The 21,620-nt window shown below is 43.8% G+C and carries 17 protein-coding genes and 2 tRNA genes; 7 read left to right on the plus strand and 12 right to left on the minus strand.

Annotated features, from left to right (window positions below; translation table 11 throughout):
- Window positions 1-58: 58 nt before the first annotated feature.
- Entirely contained in the window at window positions 59-1,057 is a 999-nt protein-coding gene (locus ACRD7A_RS17605) for an NAD-dependent epimerase/dehydratase family protein (protein ID WP_430812657.1), read from the minus strand.
- Entirely contained in the window at window positions 1,058-1,462 is a 405-nt protein-coding gene (locus ACRD7A_RS17610) for an OsmC family protein (protein ID WP_430812658.1), read from the minus strand.
- 188 nt (window positions 1,463-1,650) lie between these two features.
- Between ACRD7A_RS17610 and ACRD7A_RS17615 the strand changes: the two genes are divergently transcribed.
- Complete coding sequence (locus tag ACRD7A_RS17615; RefSeq protein WP_430812659.1) at window positions 1,651-2,259, plus strand: riboflavin synthase; 609 nt, start codon at window positions 1,651-1,653, stop codon at window positions 2,257-2,259.
- A gap of 115 nt (window positions 2,260-2,374) precedes the next feature.
- Here the strand turns inward: ACRD7A_RS17615 and ACRD7A_RS17620 are convergent, their stop codons facing one another.
- Window positions 2,375-3,061: a hypothetical protein gene (locus ACRD7A_RS17620; RefSeq protein ID WP_430812660.1), complete on the minus strand. Its 687-nt coding sequence runs from the start codon at window positions 3,059-3,061 to the stop codon at window positions 2,375-2,377.
- 80 nt (window positions 3,062-3,141) lie between these two features.
- Between ACRD7A_RS17620 and ACRD7A_RS17625 the strand changes: the two genes are divergently transcribed.
- Complete coding sequence (locus ACRD7A_RS17625) at window positions 3,142-4,542, plus strand: S41 family peptidase (protein WP_430812661.1); 1,401 nt, start codon at window positions 3,142-3,144, stop codon at window positions 4,540-4,542.
- 11 nt (window positions 4,543-4,553) lie between these two features.
- Here ACRD7A_RS17625 and ACRD7A_RS17630 read toward each other — a convergent pair whose 3' ends face one another.
- Together ACRD7A_RS17630 and ACRD7A_RS17635 are read right to left on the minus strand one after the other, a co-directional pair.
- Window positions 4,554-5,309, minus strand: a complete 756-nt coding sequence (locus ACRD7A_RS17630) for an ABC transporter ATP-binding protein (protein ID WP_430812662.1) — start codon at window positions 5,307-5,309, stop codon at window positions 4,554-4,556.
- The gene (locus ACRD7A_RS17635) at window positions 5,306-6,046 is read right to left on the minus strand and encodes an MlaE family ABC transporter permease (protein ID WP_430812663.1); all 741 of its coding nucleotides are present in this window, start codon (window positions 6,044-6,046) and stop codon (window positions 5,306-5,308) included. The genes ACRD7A_RS17630 and ACRD7A_RS17635 overlap by 4 nt, the downstream gene beginning before the upstream one ends.
- A 100-nt stretch (window positions 6,047-6,146) precedes the next feature.
- Here ACRD7A_RS17635 and ACRD7A_RS17640 point away from each other — a divergent pair, with 100 nt between their 5' ends.
- On the plus strand, window positions 6,147-7,229 hold the full coding sequence (locus ACRD7A_RS17640; RefSeq protein ID WP_430812664.1) for a mannose-1-phosphate guanylyltransferase: 1,083 nt from the start codon (window positions 6,147-6,149) through the stop codon (window positions 7,227-7,229).
- A gap of 66 nt (window positions 7,230-7,295) precedes the next feature.
- On the opposite strand, the gene ACRD7A_RS17645 is transcribed toward ACRD7A_RS17640, so the two are convergent.
- The 7 genes from ACRD7A_RS17645 to ACRD7A_RS17675 all read right to left on the minus strand — a co-directional run bounded on the left by ACRD7A_RS17645 (window position 7,296) and on the right by ACRD7A_RS17675 (window position 14,447).
- Window positions 7,296-9,692, minus strand: a complete 2,397-nt coding sequence (locus ACRD7A_RS17645) for a penicillin-binding protein 1A (protein WP_430812665.1) — start codon at window positions 9,690-9,692, stop codon at window positions 7,296-7,298.
- Between the two features lie 149 nt (window positions 9,693-9,841).
- Entirely contained in the window at window positions 9,842-10,492 is a 651-nt protein-coding gene (locus ACRD7A_RS17650; protein ID WP_430812666.1) for an HD domain-containing protein, read from the minus strand.
- Between the two features lie 187 nt (window positions 10,493-10,679).
- A tRNA-Ser gene (locus ACRD7A_RS17655) sits at window positions 10,680-10,766 on the minus strand.
- Window positions 10,767-10,847: 81 nt separating this feature from the next.
- Window positions 10,848-10,920 (minus strand) — tRNA-Trp (locus ACRD7A_RS17660).
- Window positions 10,921-11,067: 147 nt separating this feature from the next.
- Window positions 11,068-12,396: a sensor histidine kinase gene (locus ACRD7A_RS17665; protein ID WP_430812667.1), complete on the minus strand. Its 1,329-nt coding sequence runs from the start codon at window positions 12,394-12,396 to the stop codon at window positions 11,068-11,070.
- Entirely contained in the window at window positions 12,386-13,753 is a 1,368-nt protein-coding gene (locus ACRD7A_RS17670; RefSeq protein ID WP_430812668.1) for a sigma-54-dependent transcriptional regulator, read from the minus strand. The genes ACRD7A_RS17665 and ACRD7A_RS17670 overlap by 11 nt, the downstream gene beginning before the upstream one ends.
- Window positions 13,754-14,075: 322 nt before the next feature.
- On the minus strand, window positions 14,076-14,447 hold the full coding sequence (locus ACRD7A_RS17675) for an endonuclease domain-containing protein (protein ID WP_430812669.1): 372 nt from the start codon (window positions 14,445-14,447) through the stop codon (window positions 14,076-14,078).
- A 402-nt stretch (window positions 14,448-14,849) separates the two neighbouring features.
- On the opposite strand from ACRD7A_RS17675, the gene ACRD7A_RS17680 reads away from it, so the two are divergent.
- The 4 genes from ACRD7A_RS17680 to ACRD7A_RS17695 all read left to right on the plus strand — a co-directional run bounded on the left by ACRD7A_RS17680 (window position 14,850) and on the right by ACRD7A_RS17695 (window position 21,600).
- Window positions 14,850-16,100 carry an efflux RND transporter periplasmic adaptor subunit gene (locus tag ACRD7A_RS17680; protein WP_430812670.1) on the plus strand — a complete coding sequence of 417 codons (1,251 nt, stop codon included), beginning with the start codon at window positions 14,850-14,852 and terminating at the stop codon, window positions 16,098-16,100.
- Window positions 16,101-16,106: 6 nt separating this feature from the next.
- Window positions 16,107-18,401 (plus strand): ABC transporter permease, encoded by a 2,295-nt coding sequence (locus ACRD7A_RS17685; protein ID WP_430812671.1) that lies wholly within the window; start codon window positions 16,107-16,109, stop codon window positions 18,399-18,401.
- A 75-nt stretch (window positions 18,402-18,476) separates the two neighbouring features.
- Window positions 18,477-19,178 carry an ABC transporter ATP-binding protein gene (locus ACRD7A_RS17690; protein ID WP_430812672.1) on the plus strand — a complete coding sequence of 234 codons (702 nt, stop codon included), beginning with the start codon at window positions 18,477-18,479 and terminating at the stop codon, window positions 19,176-19,178.
- Window positions 19,179-19,236: 58 nt separating this feature from the next.
- On the plus strand, window positions 19,237-21,600 hold the full coding sequence (locus ACRD7A_RS17695; RefSeq protein WP_430812673.1) for an ABC transporter permease: 2,364 nt from the start codon (window positions 19,237-19,239) through the stop codon (window positions 21,598-21,600).
- Window positions 21,601-21,620: the final 20 nt, after the last annotated feature.

Consider the following 21,620-nt stretch of genomic DNA (forward strand, 5'->3'; position numbering starts at 1 on the left):
TATTGTACTTATCGGATGACTATGCACTTGCTTGTGCATACAGTCATCCGATATTTTTTTATTGCCTAAACATACGCACATTCTCCAGAGTATCTTCCATAGAGTAGTATGCAATGGGCATTGTTGCAATTAATTTTTCTGTTGAATAGAGAGCGCGATTCTGACTGCTACGTGCTGTTTCTTTGGTCATTTTGGGCGCTTTTCGCCACAGCATGTATTGCAGGCGTTCAATGCGCCAGGCTATGCCGGTAAGCAGTCTGTTGGCTTTTATGGAAGGTGCTTTCACCTGAAAAATGCGGGCAGCAATATTCATTAGCTCATGGTAGCTCAGGTTATGGCCATTAACGATGAAGCGTTCATTATGGGCATCAGATGCAGTTAGCCCAATCATGGCTTCAACTACGTTGCGCACATCAACAAAGCCGGTTCCACCGCCGGTATAAAAAAGCATGTTTTTACTCAAAGTGTTCAGCAGTTGGCCCGAGCTTTTTTCATCCAGGCAAGGCCCCAGTATTACTGAAGGGTTAACAATGATGGCATTCAGACCTTCTTTGGTGCCGCGCCATACTTCCATCTCAGCCCTGAATTTACTCTGTGAATAAACTGAATGATTATCATCGTTTTGCCAAAAACTACGTTCGTCGATTGGATGTCCGTTGGAGGACTTACCCAGCGTGGCGATAGAGCTGACATGGCAGAAGCGTGCAACGCCTGCATCAATAGCGGCATTCACCAGGTTGGCCGTTCCCTCTACATTGGCCGTAAACATGGTTTGGCGGTCGGCCGGTTTAAAGGATACCATGGCTGCGCAGTGGTATACTGTATCCACGCCTTCCAGCGCCTGACGCAAGGAGAAGTAATCCAGCAAATCACCCTTCACCCATTGGACGGATGCGAAATGGTCATTGTTATAATGTTTAAACAGTTGCTTAACGTAGTGTAAGGATTTTTTAGAGCGGTAAAGTGCTCTTACATTTTCACCCTTATCGATCAGTGTATGCAATAAATGTGCGCCAACCAGGCCTGTACCTCCGGTAACAAGTATCTTAGGGTGCATTTACCAGATAAATTTGATGTTTTGCTTTAAATCGGGATGAACGCTTAGGGGCACAGGACTCGTGCCGGCTACACTCTCAATTATCTTTTTCTGTTCATCGCTGTATCCCTTGTTGGGGAATGTAAATACCATGATCACCTCGTCAACACGGCGTGGGTTTTCTGCCATTACCTTGGTGATGTCAAGCTGTGTACCTTCAATATCAATGTGGTTGTCCATGGCTTTAATACCCATGATGGTTAATATGCAATTGCCCAGGGCAGTAGCTAACATGTCGGTGGGCGAGAAAGACTGTCCCTTGCCCCGGTTATCGCAGGGGGCATCGGTAATAATTTTGGCTCCCGATTGCACATGGATATTTTCGGTGCGGAGCTCTCCCAGGTATTTTGTCTTAACGGTTGTCATGGTTTTAACTTTTGTGTGATGCAAAAAAAGCCAGTCAGCTAATTAAGGGGACAAAATACAAATAATATCATGGCCTTAAAACAATAAATGCATGCTTTAATGAGGCTCTATTCATTACAGGTTTAAATTATTTGGTAATTTAGCGCTTCGTAATCGTTACTTAGGTTGTAATTAAAAGAGCTTTAAATATGTTTTCAGGTATTGTAGAAGAGGCTGCTGTAGTAGTTGGCTTAGAACAAGACAAAGGAAATCTTCATTTGACTTTGGAGTGCTCATTCACCGATGAGTTAAAAATTGATCAGAGCATTGCTCATAACGGCGTTTGCCTTACGGTAGTTAAGAAAGAGGGTAAGACCTATACGGTAACAGCCATTAAGGAAACTTTGGAGAAGTCTAACCTGGGCTTATTAAAAATTGGCGATAAGGTAAACCTGGAGCGCAGCATGATTATGAATGGCCGTCTTGATGGTCATATTGTGCAGGGACACGTTGATCAGACGGCTCGTTGTATTAATGTGAAAGAGGCCGATGGCAGCTGGTACTTCACCTTTCAGTACGTAGTTGACAAGGAAAAGGCTGCTGAAGGTTATTTGACTGTTGAAAAGGGTTCGGTAACCGTGAATGGTGTGAGCCTTACGGTGGTGGATAGCAAGGATGATCAGTTCTCGGTAGCCATCATACCTTATACCTATGAGTTTACCAATTTCCACCAGATTGAAGTGGGGTCAACCATCAACATCGAATTTGATATACTTGGTAAATACATCAGCCGAATTATGGCAATTCAGAATAAGTAAATGATCGTAAACGGAAGCGCGTAATATAACGCATTTCCGTTTTACCCTATTATTAGCTGCTTCCCTTGCTCTGTGGGGCTAAGGGAAGGGCTTATTTAAGATTTTGGCCGGGTGTTTATTCAAACACAAGCAGCGGCCGCAGATGCTCTTGAACAATTATTTTCATTAAAGCTGCCGGCAGCTGAGTATAAGTTGCCAAATGTGCATCAATCGCGCCCTGCCAGGCAATCCTTCCGTCGCGCCGCTCCATAAAAATATCAAAGGCCTGGTAACCCACATCTTTCAGCGCAGTACCAAACCAGCGGTAGAAAGCATGGTACGATGCCGGGCGTAGCTTTGTAATATTTACTTCGTCATACCAGCCATCCAGCGCATCTGTTGTAAGTGCATTTTCGTTATCACCATTCTTTTGTATGTAGTCGATAATTTGTTTCCATTGTGGCTGAGTGAGGTCTTCGTTGGCAAAGAATGATTGCTGTATGGTCTTAAAGCTAGTATCAGGCTTGATGCTACACAGGTAAAGTAGCAGGGGAAGCGTCTGTATGCAGTAGTCGGTCCACACGATACAGCCTTTGGTTTGAGGCTGCTGCCCGTTTTTAATCGGATAGTCTTTGGACAATAGAATACGCTGGTGCCAGCGGAGGGTGCGGTTGGGTAGGCTTCTTTTTACTTCTGTTATCAAATGTGGGGATTTCCGACGGAGATGTTCCACCGTGTTAATACGCTCCTGCGTTGAGCGTGGCGATGGGGCTTGCGCTTCTTCTTTCGGCCATATCAGGTAATGTTTCTTGTTCTGAACCACAGCTTTAGTTTAAATGTTAGCGTAATATGATTGTAATTTATTAATTTTAGTCATTGCAAATTTAACATCAAACCCCTGCCATGAAAAAACTGTCCTTTCAGCTTTGTCTTCTTTTGGGCTTAACGCTGCTGTTTAGTTCAGCTTGCGACGACGATACCGGTAATTCACCTATTAATCCGGTGCCTAAAGAGGTACAAAACATAAATGGTTTTGTTTACCAAAATATGCGAGCCTATTATTTTTGGGAGCACCTTATTCCTGAGCTTGATTACCGACGTGAAGAAAATACCTTCGACTTGTTTGAGAAATGCACTTATCGCAAGGTAGATCGCTGGTCGTTTATTACCGACGATTATCAGGGCTTGAAAGAAATGCTTTCCGGTGTTAGTAAATCAGCCGGCTATGGCGTGCGTCTTTATTATCGCGATCATAACCATAGCAATGAAGTGATTGGTTTTATTGAGTATGTCGAGCCCGGATCGCCGGGTGATATAGCCGGGTTGAAACGTGGCGATGTGATCTGGCAAATTGATAATACGGTGCTTGATGATGAGAATTATCTGGATTTATTATACCGCGATACTTACACGCTTACCTTGGGTACGCTTTATGCTGATCGGTCCATTTCAGCTCAATTACCTGCTCTTAATATCAAGACTGTGCAGTTGCAAAGTAACCCTATTTTGGAAGCGAAGGTTATTTCCTACGAAGGATTTAAGGTGGGCTACCTGGCATATACATCCTTTTTAGATGAATACAATAAGGATCTTGAGGCGGTATTTGCCGATTTCAAGGCCAATAACGTCGATCATCTGGTTGTTGATTTACGATATAACAGTGGAGGTGATGTATCATCAGCTATTTTGCTCAGTAATATGATTGCACCGGCCAACAAAGAAGGCGAAGTGCTGCTGCGCACAAGTTATAACCCGGCCCTGAGTGAGTATCTGGAGTTGGAACTGGGAAGTGAGTTTAATCTTGATTACCTGGCTGCACACACTAGTAACCTTAACCTGGAACGCCTGTATGTGCTCACCACCTACAAAACGGCCTCGGCCAGCGAGATGTTGATTTATGGCTTGGCACCCCATATGGAGGTGGTTCAGATTGGGGAAAAGACCCATGGTAAGTACTACGGTTCAATCACCATCAGCGACCCGGAAGAGAAGCATAACTGGGCTATGCAGCCCATTGTGTTGCGTGCCGAGAATAAAGATAATTCCATCGATTATAACGATGGCCTGCCAGCTGACATAGAAAAGCAGGATTTTGATATTGCCTTTGACGAACATACCATTTACCCCTTGGGTGATCCGCGTGAAGATTTTTTGGCGACAGCCTTACAGCATATTGTTGGTGCGATCCCTCAGGCAGTATCGGCAAAAGATATGCATGCTCAGCCTAACGTGCCGCTGAACACCGAGGCGCAGCTTGTTCATCCGCTTAGATATGATATGCAGTACGATCTGCCTTTACGATAATTGAAAATCTACTAAATATTGTTATCCCTAATCTTTTTAAAGAGTTTGGAGGCGAATATAAAGTCTTCAAGCTCTTTGTTTTGAACGTGGAAGATGTCGTCTTTGGTGCCTTCCCACAGTTTGTGGCCTTGATAGATAAAGATAATTTTTTCGCCGATGCCCATCACTGAGTTCATATCATGGGTATTCACAATGGTGGTCATGTCGAATTCCTTTGTAATCTCCTGAATAAGCTCATCAATGATGATAGCGGTGCGAGGGTCGAGTCCTGAATTGGGCTCATCGCAAAACAGGTATTTGGGGTTGAGGGAAATGGCGCGGGCAATGGCAACACGTTTTTGCATACCCCCACTAATCTCCGATGGAAATTTGTTATTGGCATTTTCCAGCTTCACCCGGTCGATGCAGAAATTAGCTCTCTCCCGTTTCTTCTCCAGCGACCAGTTTGTAAACATATCCAGTGGAAAGCGAATATTCTCTTCCACCGTGAGGGAATCAAACAGAGCCGATCCTTGAAACAGCATGCCAATATCTTGGCGCAGTCGTTTTTTCGCCGTATTGTCCAGCTCTAAAAAACTATGGCCATCGTAGCGAATGTCGCCCGAGGTAATATCATGAAGCCCTACCAAAGACTTAAGGAGTACTGTTTTTCCCGATCCACTTTGGCCAATAATCAGGTTGGTCTTGCCTTTTTCAAAACCGGCTGATATGCCTTTTAATATTTCTTTGTCGTCGAATGACTTATGTATGTCAATTGCTTCTATCATGCCAGCAATAGTTGAGTGAGGATTAAGTTGAAAAGAAGAATTTGAACACTGCTGGCCACTACAGCCTGTGTACTGGCTTTGCCCACTTCAAGGGCGCCGCCCTGTACGTAATAGCCCCAATAGGCCGATATGGTAGAAATGATAAAGGCAAACACCACGGCTTTGCTAAGGGCATAAACAATGTAAAAGGGCTGAAAGGCATACTGGATACCATAAATATACTCAGGACCCGGTACTTCGCCGGTTATAGATCCAGCCAGGTAACCACCGCCAATGCCCACGGCCATGCTAATGGTAACCAGTGCAGGTATGATAAACACGAAAGCCACCACTTTGGGCAGTACCAGATAGCCGGCCGGGTTAATACCCATGATTTCCAGGGCATCAATTTGCTCGGTTACACGCATGGTGCCTATTTCTGAGGCTATGTTAGAACCTACCTTTCCGGCTAGGATAAGACCCACGATAGTCGATGAAAACTCAAGCAGTATGGAGTCGCGCGCAGCTAGTCCCACTGTGTACTTGGGTATGATAGGAAGGTCGATATTATACGCCGTTTGAAGGGTGATAACGGCACCCATAAATACCGAAATAATTATAACAATGCCCAGTGAGTCGATACCCAGTTTATCAACTTCGCGCACAATCTGTTTTATGAAGACAGAATGTTTCTCTGGCTTGCCAAACACTTTCTTTAAAAATAGGCAGTAACGCCCGAGGTGAAAAAATATTCTCATTGTGATATGGAAAATAGTGCGTATTTTAGTGTAATAAAAGTAATAATATTCCGCTTACAGAAACAAAATACAAATTTAGTATTTGTAAACGAACATATCCATGAGCAATAATATTTACTGCGTTATTATGGCCGGTGGGGTAGGGCGACGTTTTTGGCCCCTGAGCACTACTCATACGCCCAAGCAGTTTCTAGATATTTTGGGCACCGGCAAATCGTTGATTCAACAAACCTTTGATCGCTTCAAGCCCCTTTGTCCTCTTTCCAATATACTGGTGGTGACCAATAAGGATCATAAAGCCCTTGTGCTAGAACAGTTACCCGAGCTGCAAGCAGAACAGGTACTGACGGAGCCCTTGCGGCGCAGCACGGCACCTTGCATTGCCTATGCCAATGCGGTGATTAAAAGGAAGAATCCCAATGCAAAAATTATTGTTACGCCATCGGATCACCTGATACTTGATGAAGCTACCTTTAGAACTACGATCGGTAATGGCCTCAGTTTTGTTGATGGAAAAGATACCCTACTTACACTAGGTATTAAGCCCAGTCGTCCTGAAACAGCATACGGCTACATACAAGCAGTGGAGCAGGAGGGGCTTCCTCCCGGCTTTAATAAAGTAAAAACATTTATCGAGAAGCCCGATTTGGAGATGGCACGTGTGTTGTTGGAAAGTGGTGAGTTTTTTTGGAACTCGGGTATTTTTATTTGGTCGCTCAAGAGCATTGAGGCGGCCTTTCATAAGCATCTGCGCGAAGTGGCTACCTTATTTGATGATTTAATACCGTTGCTGGGTACTCCTAATCATGATAAGGCTTTGCAAGAGACCTATGTGGATTGTCGAAAGATATCCATTGATTATGGTGTAATGGAAAAGGCCAATAATGTATTTGTGCAAATAGTGGACTTCGGGTGGTCTGATCTGGGTACCTGGACATCACTGCACGACAGTGCTGAGTGTAATAGCGAAAACAATGCCGTACTGAGCGGTCAGGTGCTTATGTACGATACGGAAGATAGTATTGTGCATCTGCCGAAAGGTAAGTCCGGGGTTATTCAGGGGCTTAAGAATTATATTGTGGTCCAGTCTGATGATTCGCTGCTTATTTGTCCTAAGGATAATGAAAAGCAAATACGGCAGTTTACTGCTGACTTAACAGCCGAGTTTGGCGGTGATGACTGATTTTAATGGTTTCAGGTGTGAGCCGTGAGGTTTGTTTGCAGCACGGTCACATCCTTTTGTTTGGGTTTATTTTTTCTTGAAGATATTTTTCATTTTTTCCAGAAGACTTTTGTGATCTGTCTCTTTTCTTTCCTCTTTGCGCGCTTGTCGCTCCATCTTTCTTTTTGCCCTTATGGAGTCGGGACGCCTTAGGCCGTCAAAGAGATCTTCGAAAAAGTCTTTTTCCGGATTTTCCAATGAATAGTCATCACACAGCAAGTTTTTTTGCAGGCGTTGTGGTACAACGTAAAAAGAGCCTTTATGGTATTGGTAGCGGCTGCGGTCTTTTTCAAGACGCTGCATAAAACGGGCAAAAATAGGCAAGGCAGTATGGCCGCCACTTCCCAGTGCTGTGGTACGAAAGCGGATGGTAGGTTGATCGTTACCCACCCAGGCACCTGCCACTAGGTTGGGGGTGTAGGCTATGAACCAGCCATCGGAATTATCCTGGGTCGTACCTGTTTTACCGGCCAGTTCGCTTTTCAGATTAAATACGCTACGAAGGGACTGAGCCGTGCCACGCTCCACCACCCCGCGCATCATCTCCACCATATAGAAGGACACATCATCGTCATAAACTTCATCCCTGGGAGTTACCGCCTCATGCTCGTACAAAGTGTTGCCTTCGCTGTCTTCGATGCGTAGCAGCATTACCGGTTCTACGGGCCGCCCGTAGTTGGGGAAAGTGGTGTAGGCCGCTACCATATCCAGCAAGGAAAGCTCGGCGGTACCCAGCGCAATGGATGGGTATTCCGGTATATCCTCTTCAATGCCCATGTCCTCGGCCAGCCGGACTACTTTTTTCACACCGGTTTCGGTAATCAGTTTAGCACTGACGGTATTCACTGAGTTGGCCAGTCCGCCTTTTACCGAGTAGTAGCCTTCGTGCTGTCCATTGCTGTTGGCGGGCGACCAGTCGTCATAGTCTTCGTAAACAACCTGTTCGTTGGATATAAAGTCGCAGGGCGATACGCCATCCTGCAGAGCAGCCGCATATACAATGGGTTTAAAGGTTGAGCCTACAGGGCGGCGCGATGTAACATGGTCGTACTGATAGCTTTTATGATCGATGCCGCCTACCCAGGCCAGCACATGCCCGTTGCGCGGGTTCATGGCCACAAAGCCGGTGTTTAAAAGCATCAGATAATGTTTTACCGAGTCGGCGGGGCTCATCTGCACCTTTTTTTCACCGGCATGGGTAAAGATGGTCATGGGTACTTTTTTTTCCATGGCCTTGAATATGTCCTGATCCGTTTTTCCGGCTTCCTTCATTTTTTGATAGCGGCGTGACTGACGCAGTGCCTTGGTGTACACTTGCGGGTGTTTGGCCCAGGCGGAGCGTCCCTTCCAATGGCGGTCAAACTCATCCTGCAGGCGCTTCATCTGCTGCGCCACAGCCTGCTCAGCATAATTCTGCATGCCGGCATCAATAGTAGTTATGATCTTAAGTCCATCGGAGTAAATATCATATTGATCGCCGTATTTCTCATTGAGTATGGCCTGTGCTTTAGCCCTGATCTTTTCTCTGAAGTAGGGAGCGATACCCGTGTTATGGTCGATGCGTCGGTAATTGAGTGCCAACTGGCTTTGTTGCCATTTCAGGCATTCATTTTCAGAGATGACACCATGTTCATGCATGCGTTTGAGCACTACATTGCGTCGCTCCATACTGTTTTCGGGATTCAAGCGAGGGTTAAAAGCTGTGTTGGCCGCCAGCATACCTACCAGGGTTGCTGATTCTGCGGGGTTTAAGTATTGTGATTTTTTTCCAAAAAAGCGCTGTGATGCCATCTCAATACCATAGATATCCTCACCAAAAGGCACGGTGTTGAGGTAGAGTGTCAGTATCTCTTCTTTGGTATAGATGCTTTCGAGCCGTGCGGCTGTGAAAATCTCTTTTGTTTTGCCCACTGGAAGGCTCAAAAAGCCCAGTCGCATGCGGGGATACAGGTTTTTAGCCAGCTGCTGGCTGATGGTGCTGCCGCCACCCTGTGCTTTATCGCCAAAGATGATGGTACGCACCATTACACGCCCCAGGCTAATAAAATCCAATCCGTTATGTTCGAAGAAACGGCTGTCCTCTGTAGCCACGAGGGCTTCTTTTACATAGGGCGATATTTGATCATTGTCGATGGTTAAGCGATGTTCCACATAGTAGCGTCCCATTAGCTTTTCGTCGATCGAATATACTTCCGAGGCAGAATGGTTTTGTATTTTGGACAGTTCGGCAAGGGTCGGTAAGGCGCCAAAAAGTCCCAAATAAACAAACAGGCAGAAGATAAACAATGCCGTAATTCCCAGTCCGGCTGCTTTAAAACCCAAAATAATCAGGCGCTTTTTAAAGCTTCTCTTTTGTTTTTTGCCAGTTTTATTATTCTTTTTTTGTGAACCTGTTTTTGTCTTCGTAGTCTTCTTTTTTGCCATTCTGTAATCGCCGTTATTTAACAGGGTGAAATTAGTTAATAAAAGGAAGGGTTTTATGTCTTTCAATCAAAATAATTGGAGTTAATTGGTTGATTGTTCTGATCGCTCGTGTCTTTTTAAGGCTACCACTGCGTAGTTATATCGTTATCCTATAATGATTTGTCGCCCCATTCTTTAAAAAATTGGTTTAAATAGCTTTCCATAAAAGTATGACGATCGGTCGCCATCTTCCTTCCCGTCTGCGTATTCATTTTGTCTTTCAGTAACAGCAACTTCTCATAGAAGTGATTGATGGTGGGGCTGTTGTTATTACGGTAGGCCGTGGCAGTGGTGTAAGCTTGTGGCGTAATGGCGGGGTTGTATAAGTCGCGCCCCTTGTGGCCACCATAGCTGAAGGTACGGGCAATACCAATGGCGCCCATGGCATCCAGGCGATCGGCGTCCTGCACAATCATCAGTTCGTTAGAGCTAAATTGACTATCGCTCCATTCTTTGGCGAATGAGATGTTTTGAATGATTTTGATAACATGGTCCAACGTATTGGAAGCAATGTTGAGCATCATCAGCTTTTCTTCAATCAGCATTAAAGCCTCCACTTCATCAAAGAATTTTGTGTCGGCAACATCGTGTAATAACACGGCCAGATGAATGACATCCCAGTCACCGCCCTCTTGTTGATGTATTTTTTTTGCGTTGTTCAAAACGCGTACGATGTGCCACCAGTCATGCCCGGCATCGCATTTAGCCAGTTGCTTTTGTGTCCATTCCTTCAGTTCTTTTAGTGTTTTATCGCTTAACATATTACTTTCGTGTGTGCTTACTAAAATATAAAAAGTAGGATGAATAAAAAAGCATAAGGGTACAATGCAAAGGAATAGCTCAATGTGAAGTAGTGCGATAAAACCAAAAAGAGCTAAACTTTCGATGTGTAAAAGTTCAACTCATAGTTCTGTGTCTTTGTGATTTAGTGAAAATCTGAAGATTATGCGGAGAGAGGGAGATTCGAACTCCCGGATCCCTTTCGAGATCACACGCTTTCCAGGCGTGCACAATCGGCCACTCTGTCACCTCTCCATGATGTGCTCCAAATATATGAACTTATTTTAACAGTTCATGGGCAAAAAATAAAAATCCCGACCGAAGTCAGGATTGTAGCACGGGAGGAGCGACTCGAACGCCCGACACCTGGTTTTGGAGACCAGTGCTCTACCAACTGAGCTACACCCGTATTTTATTGTTTTAAAACATTGCCTTTGTCAATGCGAATGCAAAAATAGGAGAATAATTAGTAATTCAAATGTTTTAAAGCGAAAAAATATGCTAAAATTGTTGTTGTGCCTGGCTTATAGTTAGTTTAATATTCAAAAAAAATATTTCAGAAATGAAGGTTTACCGTGGTTCCTTTTCCGTGTTCAGAGTGAATCTTAAGCTGCCCGCCATGCAGGCGCATCACCTGCTGCGACAAGGCCAAGCCAATTCCACTTCCGCCGGGGCGGGTAGTGTAAAAAGGTATGCATACTTTGTCAAGCTCTTCCTTGGGAATGCCTTTACCATTATCACAGATTGTTATTTGCAGCTTATTAGCTTTTTTATGGGCGTCAATGGAGATTAGTGCGGGATTTTTGTTTAGTGCTTCTATGCTGTTTTTTATCAGATTAATAAGTGCTTGCTCCAGCAACTTTTCATCGATTAAGTGGCTGATATTTTTGTTACAATTGATCGTTAGTGCAAACTTGTTTCCATTGCCCGTGTAAAGGGTGTGAATGCGCATCAATAAATCATGAATATTGCAGGGCGTTGTTTGCACACTTTTTAGGCGGGCCATGCTTCGGTAGCTCTCAACAAAGTTGGTAAGCCCTTTACTGCGTGTATGGATGGCATTCAAGCCCTCTATTAGTTCTGACCGTTCTTCATCGTCGATAACGACGGGTGTTTCAGATGCCAGGAAGCGTTCTCTTAATCCGGCCGATAGGATATTAATGGGGCTTAGTGAATTGATGACTTCATGCGTTAATACTCGAATGAGTTTTTGCCATGATTCCAGCTCTTTCTGTTCTATCTCGCTGCGAATATCCTGAAAAGCCAGTAAGCGAAGTGTCTTTCCTTCCTTCTTCATCAGCACAGCCGTGAGGGCTACTTGAAGCATGCGGTTGTCAACGATTAATTCGATGAGTATTTGCTGGTTGGGTTGTAGTTGCATCAGCTCATTGGCAAGGCCCGGCTTTAGCTTATCCAGCTTATCAAGGCGGTGCAGGTATTTGATATTTAGTAATCGTAACAAGGCATCGTTAGTCATGGTTACATTACCATGCTCATTAACCACAATAATGGCAACGCCTATCTGCTTCAGTGCCGTTTCAAAAAACAGGTATTCCTTTTCCTTATCGATTTTTAGTTGCCGGAAGGCTTTCACCACCTGGTTGAAGGCCTTGAATAATTCCTGAAAGGAAGTATCCTTATCACGTGTATGAAAATGTATGGTGGTATCGCCAAAACCAAAGGATTCTATAAAACGGGCCAGTTCACGATTTGTCTTACGCACCGAGTAGATGAGACGTCCCACCTGAAAGAAGTAAGTTATCCCTAACAGATAAAGTAGTATATGTTGGTTTTTGAGGTGCCATACAAGTAGCATCAAAACAGGCGTTGTTGCCAATAAGGTTGCTTGCAGGATAATACCGAAGGAGAAGTGCTTATAGGTCATACTTCTTGATTTTGTCGTAAAGGGTCGAACGGTTGATACCTAGTTTTTGCGCTGCCTTACTCATGTTACCTTTGCAGTTGGCAATGGCTTTTTCAATCAGCGCTCGCTCGTGCTCTGTTAAGTTAAAGCAGTTGGTGTCTGGTATTTTAGTATGGCACTTACTAAGGAAGAGATCCCTACTGTTGATCATTGATCCTTCTGACAGGATCACTGCCTTTTCGATAGCATGTTGCAACTCGCGGATGTTGCCCGGCCACGATTGCTCCTGTAAGGTCTCAATGGCCTGACGGGTTAGACTTAAGGACCCTTTGTTGTATTTATCGGCTTGTTTTTGGATGAAGTAGCTGGCTAATCCGCCAATGTCTTCCCTGCGATTACGAAGCGCCGGCAGCTCCATGGTGATGGTGTTGATGCGATAAAGCAGGTCTTCGCGAAACGTTCCTTCAGCTACCATTTGCTGCAGCGGCATGTTGGTGGCACATAACAGCCGGATGTCGACCTTAATGGGTCGGGTACCCCCCACGGGTGTGATTTCCCTGTTTTGCAGTGCTGCCAGAAGCTTTGCCTGGGCAGCCAACGACAGGTTGCCTATCTCATCCAGAAACAGGGTGCCTCCTGAGGCCACTTCAAATCGGCCGGTCCGGTCTGTTTTCGCATCGGTAAAAGCGCCCTTCTTATGGCCGAACAGTTCACTTTCAAACAGGTTCTCATGGATAGCGCCTAAATCAACGGCAACAAACATCTCTTCTTTCCGGGCTGAAAGGTGGTGGATGGTGCGGGCCATCACTTCCTTTCCGGTGCCGTTCTCGCCTAAGATAAGCACATTCACATCGGTTGGAGCTACCTTATCAACCATGTTCATTATTTGTTGCATGGCTTCGGAGCGGCCAATAAACAGGTCCGTTTGATTGGCAATGGTTTCTTTGAGGTGCTTGTGTTTTTTCTTCAAGCGGTTGATGTCTCGCTTCGATTTCTGGAGTTCATACACAGCCCTAAGGGTTGAAAGGATTTTCTGTTCGTCCCACGATTTCTCAATAAAATCGGCGGCCCCATTTTTAATGGCCTTAACAGCCAGGGGCACATCGCTGTAGGCGGTAATGAGTACCACGGCCAGTTCAGGGTCGTACTTGTGAACCTCCTGCATCCAAAACAGCCCCTCATTGCCCGTGTTGATGCCTGCTTTGAAATTCATATCGAGCATTACAATGTCAAAAGCATTTTTGTTTAGGTGCTCAATAATTCGGTTCGGGTTATGCTCCGTAACTACCGTATTAAAATGCGGGTTGAGGTAGAGCTTGAGTGCAACCAGCAGCTCTTTATTGTCATCAACGATCAGTATTTGTCCTTCTTTGGGCATAGTGATTAAGGTTAGTTAATTTGTTGGATCGGGGGTAATAGCAATCCCCCTAATTCGTTCATATTAATGGTTTTTTTCATATTGCTCCCCCTTCTCCAAGAGGAAAATCGTTTTGTCTATTATTCTGTGTTCCCCTTTTTCATAGGAGAGATTTCTATTGTAATTGCTTTTGGTGTTTATTCTTTTAGGTTTTCCCCCCTTGGCGAAGGGGGCAGTATTTCTATGTTTTATCCGGTTTGTTAGTTCCGGGGGATTGGCGCATAATCGTTTCTTTTCTGTTAATAATATCCAGTACATCACTCCTTCTGCAAGGGGGAAGACTTTATAGATTCTCTTCTAGTTCTTCAATTGTTGCTGCTATAACGCGAATAACATTATTTAGGTTCTTTTTAATTTCGTATTCATCAATTCTTAATACATGATAACCCAGCGTATTTAATGTTCTATCTCTTAACTTATCTTTTTCAGTTTTGAATTGATGCGAATAGCCATCTACTTCAATAATAAGTTTTAGTTTTCGACAAATAAAGTCAACGATGTATTTATCAATTGCGAATTGCCTGTTGAATTGATAACCATACATCTGTCGTGCCCTTAACACCTCTTTCCAAAGAATGATTTCACCATCAGTAGAGTTATTTCTTAGCTCTCTGGCAAAATGTTTAAACTTCTTATTGTAATGTGATTCGGGCATTTTTATTGTTTAAGGATTTGTTATACTTCAGGTCAATCCCCCTAATGCGTTTATATTATTAATCTTCTCCAAGGGGGAACTCATTTTTTATTAATCTTATTGTTCGAGCTTCTTTAAAATAAAATCCCCTGTTAGTTAAATAGTATTTCATTTTTAAAACAATTTCCCCCTTGGCGAAGGGGGCTGGGTTATCAGATTGGTTAGCTTTATTCAATTGGGGGATTGAAAAAAATATCTAATTCCATCTACAAAATACTTCTTTATTGTTGGAAATCCATACAGAGGTGTTGGAAAATCCGACACTGTTATAATGGTTGAAATTATTAAAACGCTGCAATTCAATATCTAATAGCTAAGGCACGACTTTGGCATAAGGCTCTAACCGAAGTCAAAGCATACAATATGGATAAGCAACTAAAAAAGAAACCCTGGTGGAAGAAGCATTTGAAATGGCTCATTGGTGGCGGCGTGTTCCTTTGCTGGAGCATTTACTTTATTGCGTTTGCCGATCACCGGAGCCAGGTCAGGATAGATGCAAGCCGGGTGACTATTTCAAAGGTGGAACTCGATAATTTTCAGGATTACATTAGTGTAACCGCGACTGTTGAGCCCATCAAAACCATTTTTCTCGATGCCATCGAAGGGGGTCGGGTGGAAGGCATCTTACTGGAGGAAGGCAGCCTGGTGAAAGAGGGCGATGCCATTGCTCAGCTTAGTAACACCAACCTGATTTTAGAGATTTCGAATAACGAGGCCAATGTGGCCCGCGCCATTAACGAACTGCGCACGGCTCGTTTGCAAATGGAAATGAATGCCATGACGATACAGAATCAGATTGTTCAGCTGGAGGGCGATTTGTTTATCCAGAAGCGAAAATACGACAATGCAACCGCTTTTTATAAGGAAGGCTTAATAGCGGAAGATGAATATTTACGTGATAAAACCAGCTACGAGGCATCGCAACGACAAATGAATCTGTTGCGGGAGAGTTTTAAGCGCGATTCCATTTATCGGGGCATCCAGATTCAGACGCTGGAGAATTCGGCAAAGCGCATGGAGCAGAACCAAGGCATCATTCGCCAGCGCCTGGATAACCTCACCATTAAAGCGCCGGTAACCGGTCAACTCGCAGCTCTTAACCTCGAGGAAGGGCAGGTCATTTCATATGGGACACGCATTGGAAAAGTGAATATACTCGATGAGTTTAAGCTCAAAGCTGAGGTGGATGAACATTATATCTCACGCACCCGGAAAGGTTTGAAGGCAAGGTGCCAGTTCCCCAACAGAACGATTGATGCGGAGGTGAGTAAAATCTATGCGGAAGTGAAGGATGGAAAATTTACGGTGGACCTGGAGTTTGATAATAGCAAGCGGCAGAATCTGCGTATTGGGCAAACCAGCCATGTGAAACTGGAGTTGGGCAACTCTTCTAAAGCACTCTTATTGCCGCGTGGCAGCTTCTTTCAAAGCACAGGTGGACAATGGGTGTTTGTACTTAGTAAAGATGGGGCCACCGCCTATAAACGGCAGGTAAGCATTGGTCGTCAAAACCCGCGCTATTTTGAAGTGCTGGACGGCCTGGAGGTTGGAGAGGAAGTGATAACTTCGGGTTATGAGATTTTTGGTGATAACGAATTGGTAATTTTAAACTAGTAAAAGATGACCAGATACCTAATCAAATCGGCTTTTCGCCATATTATTCATCGCAAATACTTTAGCTTGCTTAATGTGCTTGGGTTTGCGATGGCCTTTGCTACCTCATTAATCATCTTCTTTTATGTCATTTACGAATACAGTTTCGACAATCATCACGAAAAGGCTGCCACGGTTTATCGTGTGGAAGTGGGCGACCAGGTGATTTATAAAGGGACAACCGCACAACTATTAAAGGACAAGATTCCTGAGGTTAAGAATGCCAGTATACTATCGCCATATGCCGGTCGGGTGCTTGTGCATCCCACACAGCCGGACAATATGTATGCGGGTTCAGTCTTTCAGGCTGATTCGGCTATTACCGAGTTACTTACGTTTGATGTGCTGATTGGGGATTTGAATGCAGCATTTCTTGACAAAAGTAAAATAGCCATTGCTTCTGAAGCAGCCGTGCAACTCTTTGGCAGTACAAATGTGATTGGCGAAAGGATACTGGTTAACTATGGCAGGGAGCTGGAGGTATGTGCTGTTTACAAGTCGTTTCCTTCAAGCAGCACGTTTAGTCCGGTTGGGTTCATGAGTATCAAGCAAAACCCCACACGTTTTGACAGATCGGAGAGTAGTTTCCTCACCTTTTTAGAGATTGAGCCCCAATTGGTAACCGATGAGCTAAGCCAGCGGATGGCCAATATTATCAATGAAGAATTTGATGATGAAGTAAGTATTCATTTGCGTGCGTTAAAGGACGTACATTTCGCCGAACAGGTAAATTATGAATATGCAGAAGTAACCAAACGCTCCACGGTTGACTTATTTTTATCAGTGGCTTTTCTCATACTAATTATCAGTGTTATCAATTACTATAATTTTAAGTGTGGCATTATGCCTACCCGTGAAAAGAGCTTCTTTGTACAGGAGGTGAATGGGGCGCAACTAAAGCACATTCGACTCACATTACTAATTGAAGGACTTATTATATGCACAGTGGCCGCGGCTTTAGCCTATTTATTAATTGAGTTATTTGATAGCTCAAGGCTATCAGAATTGGTGCCTTTCAACTTAAAGGATTTCTCGTTAAGCATGCGGCTGCTGATGTTAGGCTGTATTGGAGTAGGAGCCGCAATTGTATCGGTTTTATTACCAACAGGGTTCCGATTTGCCGACACCCTGATTGATAAATATAGCCGCTCATCTACTAAGCCGTTTATGAGCATGCGCGCTGTGCTGATGACCTTTCAGTTTGTGGCTTCACTGGTTTTAATTATTAGTTCGATAGTTATTTATCAGCAAAAGCAGTTTTTACTTAATTACAATACCGGCATTGTGAGTAATAATATCCTCACATTTCCTCTGAGTGGAAAAATTAAGAATAACCTGGATGGTTTTACTTCAGAATTAAAGAGCGCGGCTCACATTACTGATGTGACGTATGCCGCTCATGGTCCTGCCAACGACATGATGGGTTGGGGAAGAACCATTGATGGGGTGCAGGCCTCGTTTTTTGTGTGGCCGGTAGCTGAGAATTTTCTGAGTTTTTTCGATGTAGACATTTTTAAAGGACGCGATTATTCCACCAACCTGATGGATAACAATAAGTTCATCTTTAATCAGGCGGCGATGAGCAAATATAACTGGGAACATAAGCTTAACAAGCCTTTCCCAACATTTGACGGAGCAGCAGATTTGATTGGCTTTTGCGAGAATTTTCATTACGCCTCCTTACACCATTCGGTTGATCCAATGGGTTTTTGGCTCAATCGGAAGAGATGCAACGTGGCATTTGTAAAGTACTCCGGAAGTCTGCCGCTTGTTTTAGAGCATATCGAGAGAAGTTTCAAAGCTATTTCGCCCTATCACAGGTTTGATTATGGTTTTGTAGATGATACTTACCAAGCGTATTACAAGAGCGAGATGCGGCTGTTTAAACTCATTACTTTCTTCAGCTTTATTGCACTGCTAATTACGGCCATTGGCATTACGGGCTTGGTAACAATTATTACTCAACGGCATGTGAAGGAGATTGGAATTCGTAAAGTTAACGGGGCCCGTATTTATGATATTATACGGTTACTCAATCGGAAAATCACCTATACCATTGTCATTGCCTTTGTGCTTTCAGCCCCCTTGGTGTGGTACCTGATGGAACTATGGATGAGCAATTTTACTGTACATGCCGCCATTAGATGGTATTACTTTTTGTTGGGTGGATTGGGTGTGTGGTTATTGGCAATGTTGATTACCCTTCGCCAGACCTGGAAGGCAGCATCTCAAAACCCCATAAAAGCACTGAGATATGAATAAAGCTGGCTGATAGCCCTCAGCCATTAGCTGTTTACAATACAAACTATTTAACTAATTATATAAGCACTAAATGCTATGCTAAGAACAAATAACCTACAAAAAATCTTCCGCACCGAGGAAGTGGAAACAACCGCTCTGAATAATGTGAACATCCACGTTCAAAAGGGCGAGTTTGTGGCCATCATGGGCCCTTCGGGCTGTGGTAAATCAACGCTATTAAATATCATTGGGCTGCTGGATAACCCGACCGATGGTGAATTGTATTTCGACGGGCTGGAGATTGCCGCTTATAAAGAGCGTCAGCGTACCAACCTGCGCAAAGGCAATATTGGTTTTGTATTTCAGAGTTTTAACCTGATTGATGAACTCAATGTTTTTGAGAACATCGAAATGCCACTGGTTTATCTGAAAATGTCTGCCAGGGAGCGACGCGAGCGCGTGCAGAAGGTCATGGAGCGCATGCAGATTGCGCATCGGGCCAAGCATTTTCCGCAGCAATTGTCAGGAGGCCAACAACAACGTGTAGCCATCGCCCGTGCGGTGGTCGCTAATCCCAAGTTGATATTGGCAGATGAGCCCACCGGTAACCTCGACTCGCGCAATGGCGCCGAAGTGATGAACCTGCTACGCCAGCTTAACGAAGAAGGCACCACCATCGTGATGGTGACCCACTCGGCTGAACATGCCGAATATGCGCACCGTGTCATTAACCTGTTTGATGGGCATGTGGTGACGGAGAAAATACATCAAGAGATGAAAGTTGATAGTGTTGTTTAGTTATAAGCAGAGTGCTCTTAAGCCATATTAATCGTCTTCAACCCTATACTTGTTTATTATGGATAGTAATTACTTAAGTGCTTCGCTGAGGTTTTTCAAACGGAATCGACTATTTACCGGCATCAATATTTTGGGACTGTCTATTGCGCTGTCTGTTTCATTCTTAATCCTTTTATATGTTATCAATGCGTATAGTTATAACAGGATTTTTGAAAATAAGAACCGGATTTATCGGGTACTAAACTATCATGAGGCTTTTGAATTTCAGGGAGCAGCAACGCCTTTTGTATTGGCCGATTACCTTCGGAACGATTTTACACAGTTTGAATCCATTGCGCGTACCAGAACCATCAGAAATTTTAAGCTTCAGAAGCATGGAGAGTGGGTGGATATCAACCGGGCAGTAGGAAGCGAATCGGCTATTTTCAGTATTTTTAGTATCGGAGTGGCGGGGAGCGTTGAGCAAGTGCTGGCAGATAAGCAGGCAATTGTGATATCAGAGCAGTTGGCCAGCCGGTTTTTTCCTGGTGAAGATCCCTTAGGCAAACTGCTTAAAAGTAAAATCAATGGAGAGCAAGTAGCTTTTCAGGTAAAGGCTGTTTTCGAGGATCTGCCTGAGAATAGTACTTTTAAAGCCGATTGTTTTGTCAGCTCCCAATGGGCACTTAATGAGCTTAATAAGGCCTTTGGAGTCAATAATGCACATGAAGATTGGTCTTTTGATTTTTGGAATACCTGGTGTTTATTGCATGAGCATGGCGATACTTTAGCCGTAAACCGTTCTTTTAAAGAGTTGGAGGCAAAAGTGTTCAGCGATGAGAACAGATCAAACTTTTCGTTGCAGCATCTGACAGATATTTATCTTAATTCGCCCCATGTAACAAATAATGGGATTGAAGGTAATGCAGCAACGATTCGCATCTTCCTCGCAATAGGCATGCTTGTAATAATTGTAGCTGCCTTTAATTATATTATTCTATCTACTGCCATATTTAGCAACCGAGCTAAAGAAATTGGTGTCCGAAAAGCCAATGGAGCCAGCCAGCATGCAATCAGGCATCAGTTACTACTTGAATCTGTTACCCTATCTTTTATGGTGTTACCGATGGCCATGCTTTTTGCATTGGTTGGAAAACCATATGCCGAACAGTTGTTTAGCTCAAATCTGTCTATTATACCAGGGAATGTGATCTACTATTGTCTATTGTACTTTTTATTGGTTTTAGCTATAGGGCTGGCCTCAGGCTTATATACAGCTGCCTATTTGTCTGGTTTGGAACCATTAAAGGTGCTTAATCGGTCTGTTAAAACCGGTTCTAAAAAGTACACCCTGCAAATGGTCTTGTTGTTGGTGCAATTGGTTATTTTCTGTGTGTTAATAACTGGCGCTATTGTTATCCGAGCTCAATACCAGTTTGCACTCAATAAAAACTTGGGATACAGTACTGACCAATTGCTTCAGATTCATCTCGGAAGGGATTTCGACAAGTATGAGGTATTTATGCAAAGTATTCGTTCGATGCCTGAAGTCTTGTCGGCCGGAGGTTCTATGCATCCATTACCTACTCAGCGTGTTAGTTCCTATTTATGGGAACACACGAAAAATAAGAACAAAAAAATAAAGATGGAAAGTCTGGCGGTTGATTATGACTTTATTGAAACCATGGGCTTAACAATGAACCAAGGAAGAAGTTTCTCGCGAGCGTTTGCGCAAGATAAAAAAGGAATGATACTGAATGAAACGGCTGTTCGCGAATTGGGTATGGAAAGACCTATAGGCTATGAGCACGAGTGTTACACAGTAATTGGCGTGGTTAAAGATTTTGATTTTTACTCCATCCATAAAGAGATTCCGCCTTTATCATTGGAGATGTTTGATAACTACTATTTCTATGCGACGGTAAAATATTTGCCAGGTTCACTTAATAAGCTTATACCATCTATTAAAGGGCTTTGGAATGAATTGTCACCCGATAGGCCACTCGATTGGCGTACCAATGACGAATACCTCGAACAAGTATACAGCGAAGAAAACAACTTAAGCACGATTGTTTCGGTTGCGGCGCTTTTGGCCATGCTCATCGCCGTTATGGGCTTAGTTGGGCTCACGATATTTATTACGCAGGCGCAAACAAAAGATATTGGGGTTAAGAAAGTATTTGGCTGTTCAAACCGGTCTGTTATCACAATGAATTTCCGCAAGTACCTGTTGTTAACCATCGTGTCCTTGTTTATTTCCATCCCTATCGTTATGCACGTCATGGGGCAGTGGCTTGAGGGCTTTGTTTATAAAATTGAGTTTCAATGGTGGATGTTTGGTTTATCGGGGTTAATAGCCTCCGTTATAACGCTGGCAGCCATAAGCTGGCAGAGCTGGCGGGCGGCAACCAGAAATCCGGTTGAAGCATTACGCTATGAATAAATATTGACAAGTAAAACCTG

It is taken from the genome of Carboxylicivirga longa, from assembly GCF_050589825.1.
In the GTDB taxonomy this organism is placed as follows: Bacteria; Bacteroidota; Bacteroidia; order Bacteroidales; family Marinilabiliaceae; genus Carboxylicivirga; species Carboxylicivirga longa.

Coding starts and splice junctions, on each gene's coding strand:
- ACRD7A_RS17605 (WP_430812657.1), bottom strand. CDS start 1,057: ATGCACCCTAAGATACTTGTTACCGGAGGTACAGGCCTGGTTGGCGCA.
- ACRD7A_RS17610 (WP_430812658.1), bottom strand. CDS start 1,462: ATGACAACCGTTAAGACAAAATACCTGGGAGAGCTCCGCACCGAAAAT.
- ACRD7A_RS17615 (WP_430812659.1), top strand. CDS start 1,651: ATGTTTTCAGGTATTGTAGAAGAGGCTGCTGTAGTAGTTGGCTTAGAA.
- ACRD7A_RS17625 (WP_430812661.1), top strand. CDS start 3,142: ATGAAAAAACTGTCCTTTCAGCTTTGTCTTCTTTTGGGCTTAACGCTG.
- ACRD7A_RS17630 (WP_430812662.1), bottom strand. CDS start 5,309: ATGATAGAAGCAATTGACATACATAAGTCATTCGACGACAAAGAAATA.
- ACRD7A_RS17635 (WP_430812663.1), bottom strand. CDS start 6,046: ATGAGAATATTTTTTCACCTCGGGCGTTACTGCCTATTTTTAAAGAAA.
- ACRD7A_RS17640 (WP_430812664.1), top strand. CDS start 6,147: ATGAGCAATAATATTTACTGCGTTATTATGGCCGGTGGGGTAGGGCGA.
- ACRD7A_RS17645 (WP_430812665.1), bottom strand. CDS start 9,692: ATGGCAAAAAAGAAGACTACGAAGACAAAAACAGGTTCACAAAAAAAG.
- ACRD7A_RS17650 (WP_430812666.1), bottom strand. CDS start 10,492: ATGTTAAGCGATAAAACACTAAAAGAACTGAAGGAATGGACACAAAAG.
- ACRD7A_RS17665 (WP_430812667.1), bottom strand. CDS start 12,396: ATGACCTATAAGCACTTCTCCTTCGGTATTATCCTGCAAGCAACCTTA.
- ACRD7A_RS17670 (WP_430812668.1), bottom strand. CDS start 13,753: ATGCCCAAAGAAGGACAAATACTGATCGTTGATGACAATAAAGAGCTG.
- ACRD7A_RS17675 (WP_430812669.1), bottom strand. CDS start 14,447: ATGCCCGAATCACATTACAATAAGAAGTTTAAACATTTTGCCAGAGAG.
- ACRD7A_RS17680 (WP_430812670.1), top strand. CDS start 14,850: ATGGATAAGCAACTAAAAAAGAAACCCTGGTGGAAGAAGCATTTGAAA.
- ACRD7A_RS17685 (WP_430812671.1), top strand. CDS start 16,107: ATGACCAGATACCTAATCAAATCGGCTTTTCGCCATATTATTCATCGC.
- ACRD7A_RS17690 (WP_430812672.1), top strand. CDS start 18,477: ATGCTAAGAACAAATAACCTACAAAAAATCTTCCGCACCGAGGAAGTG.
- ACRD7A_RS17695 (WP_430812673.1), top strand. CDS start 19,237: ATGGATAGTAATTACTTAAGTGCTTCGCTGAGGTTTTTCAAACGGAAT.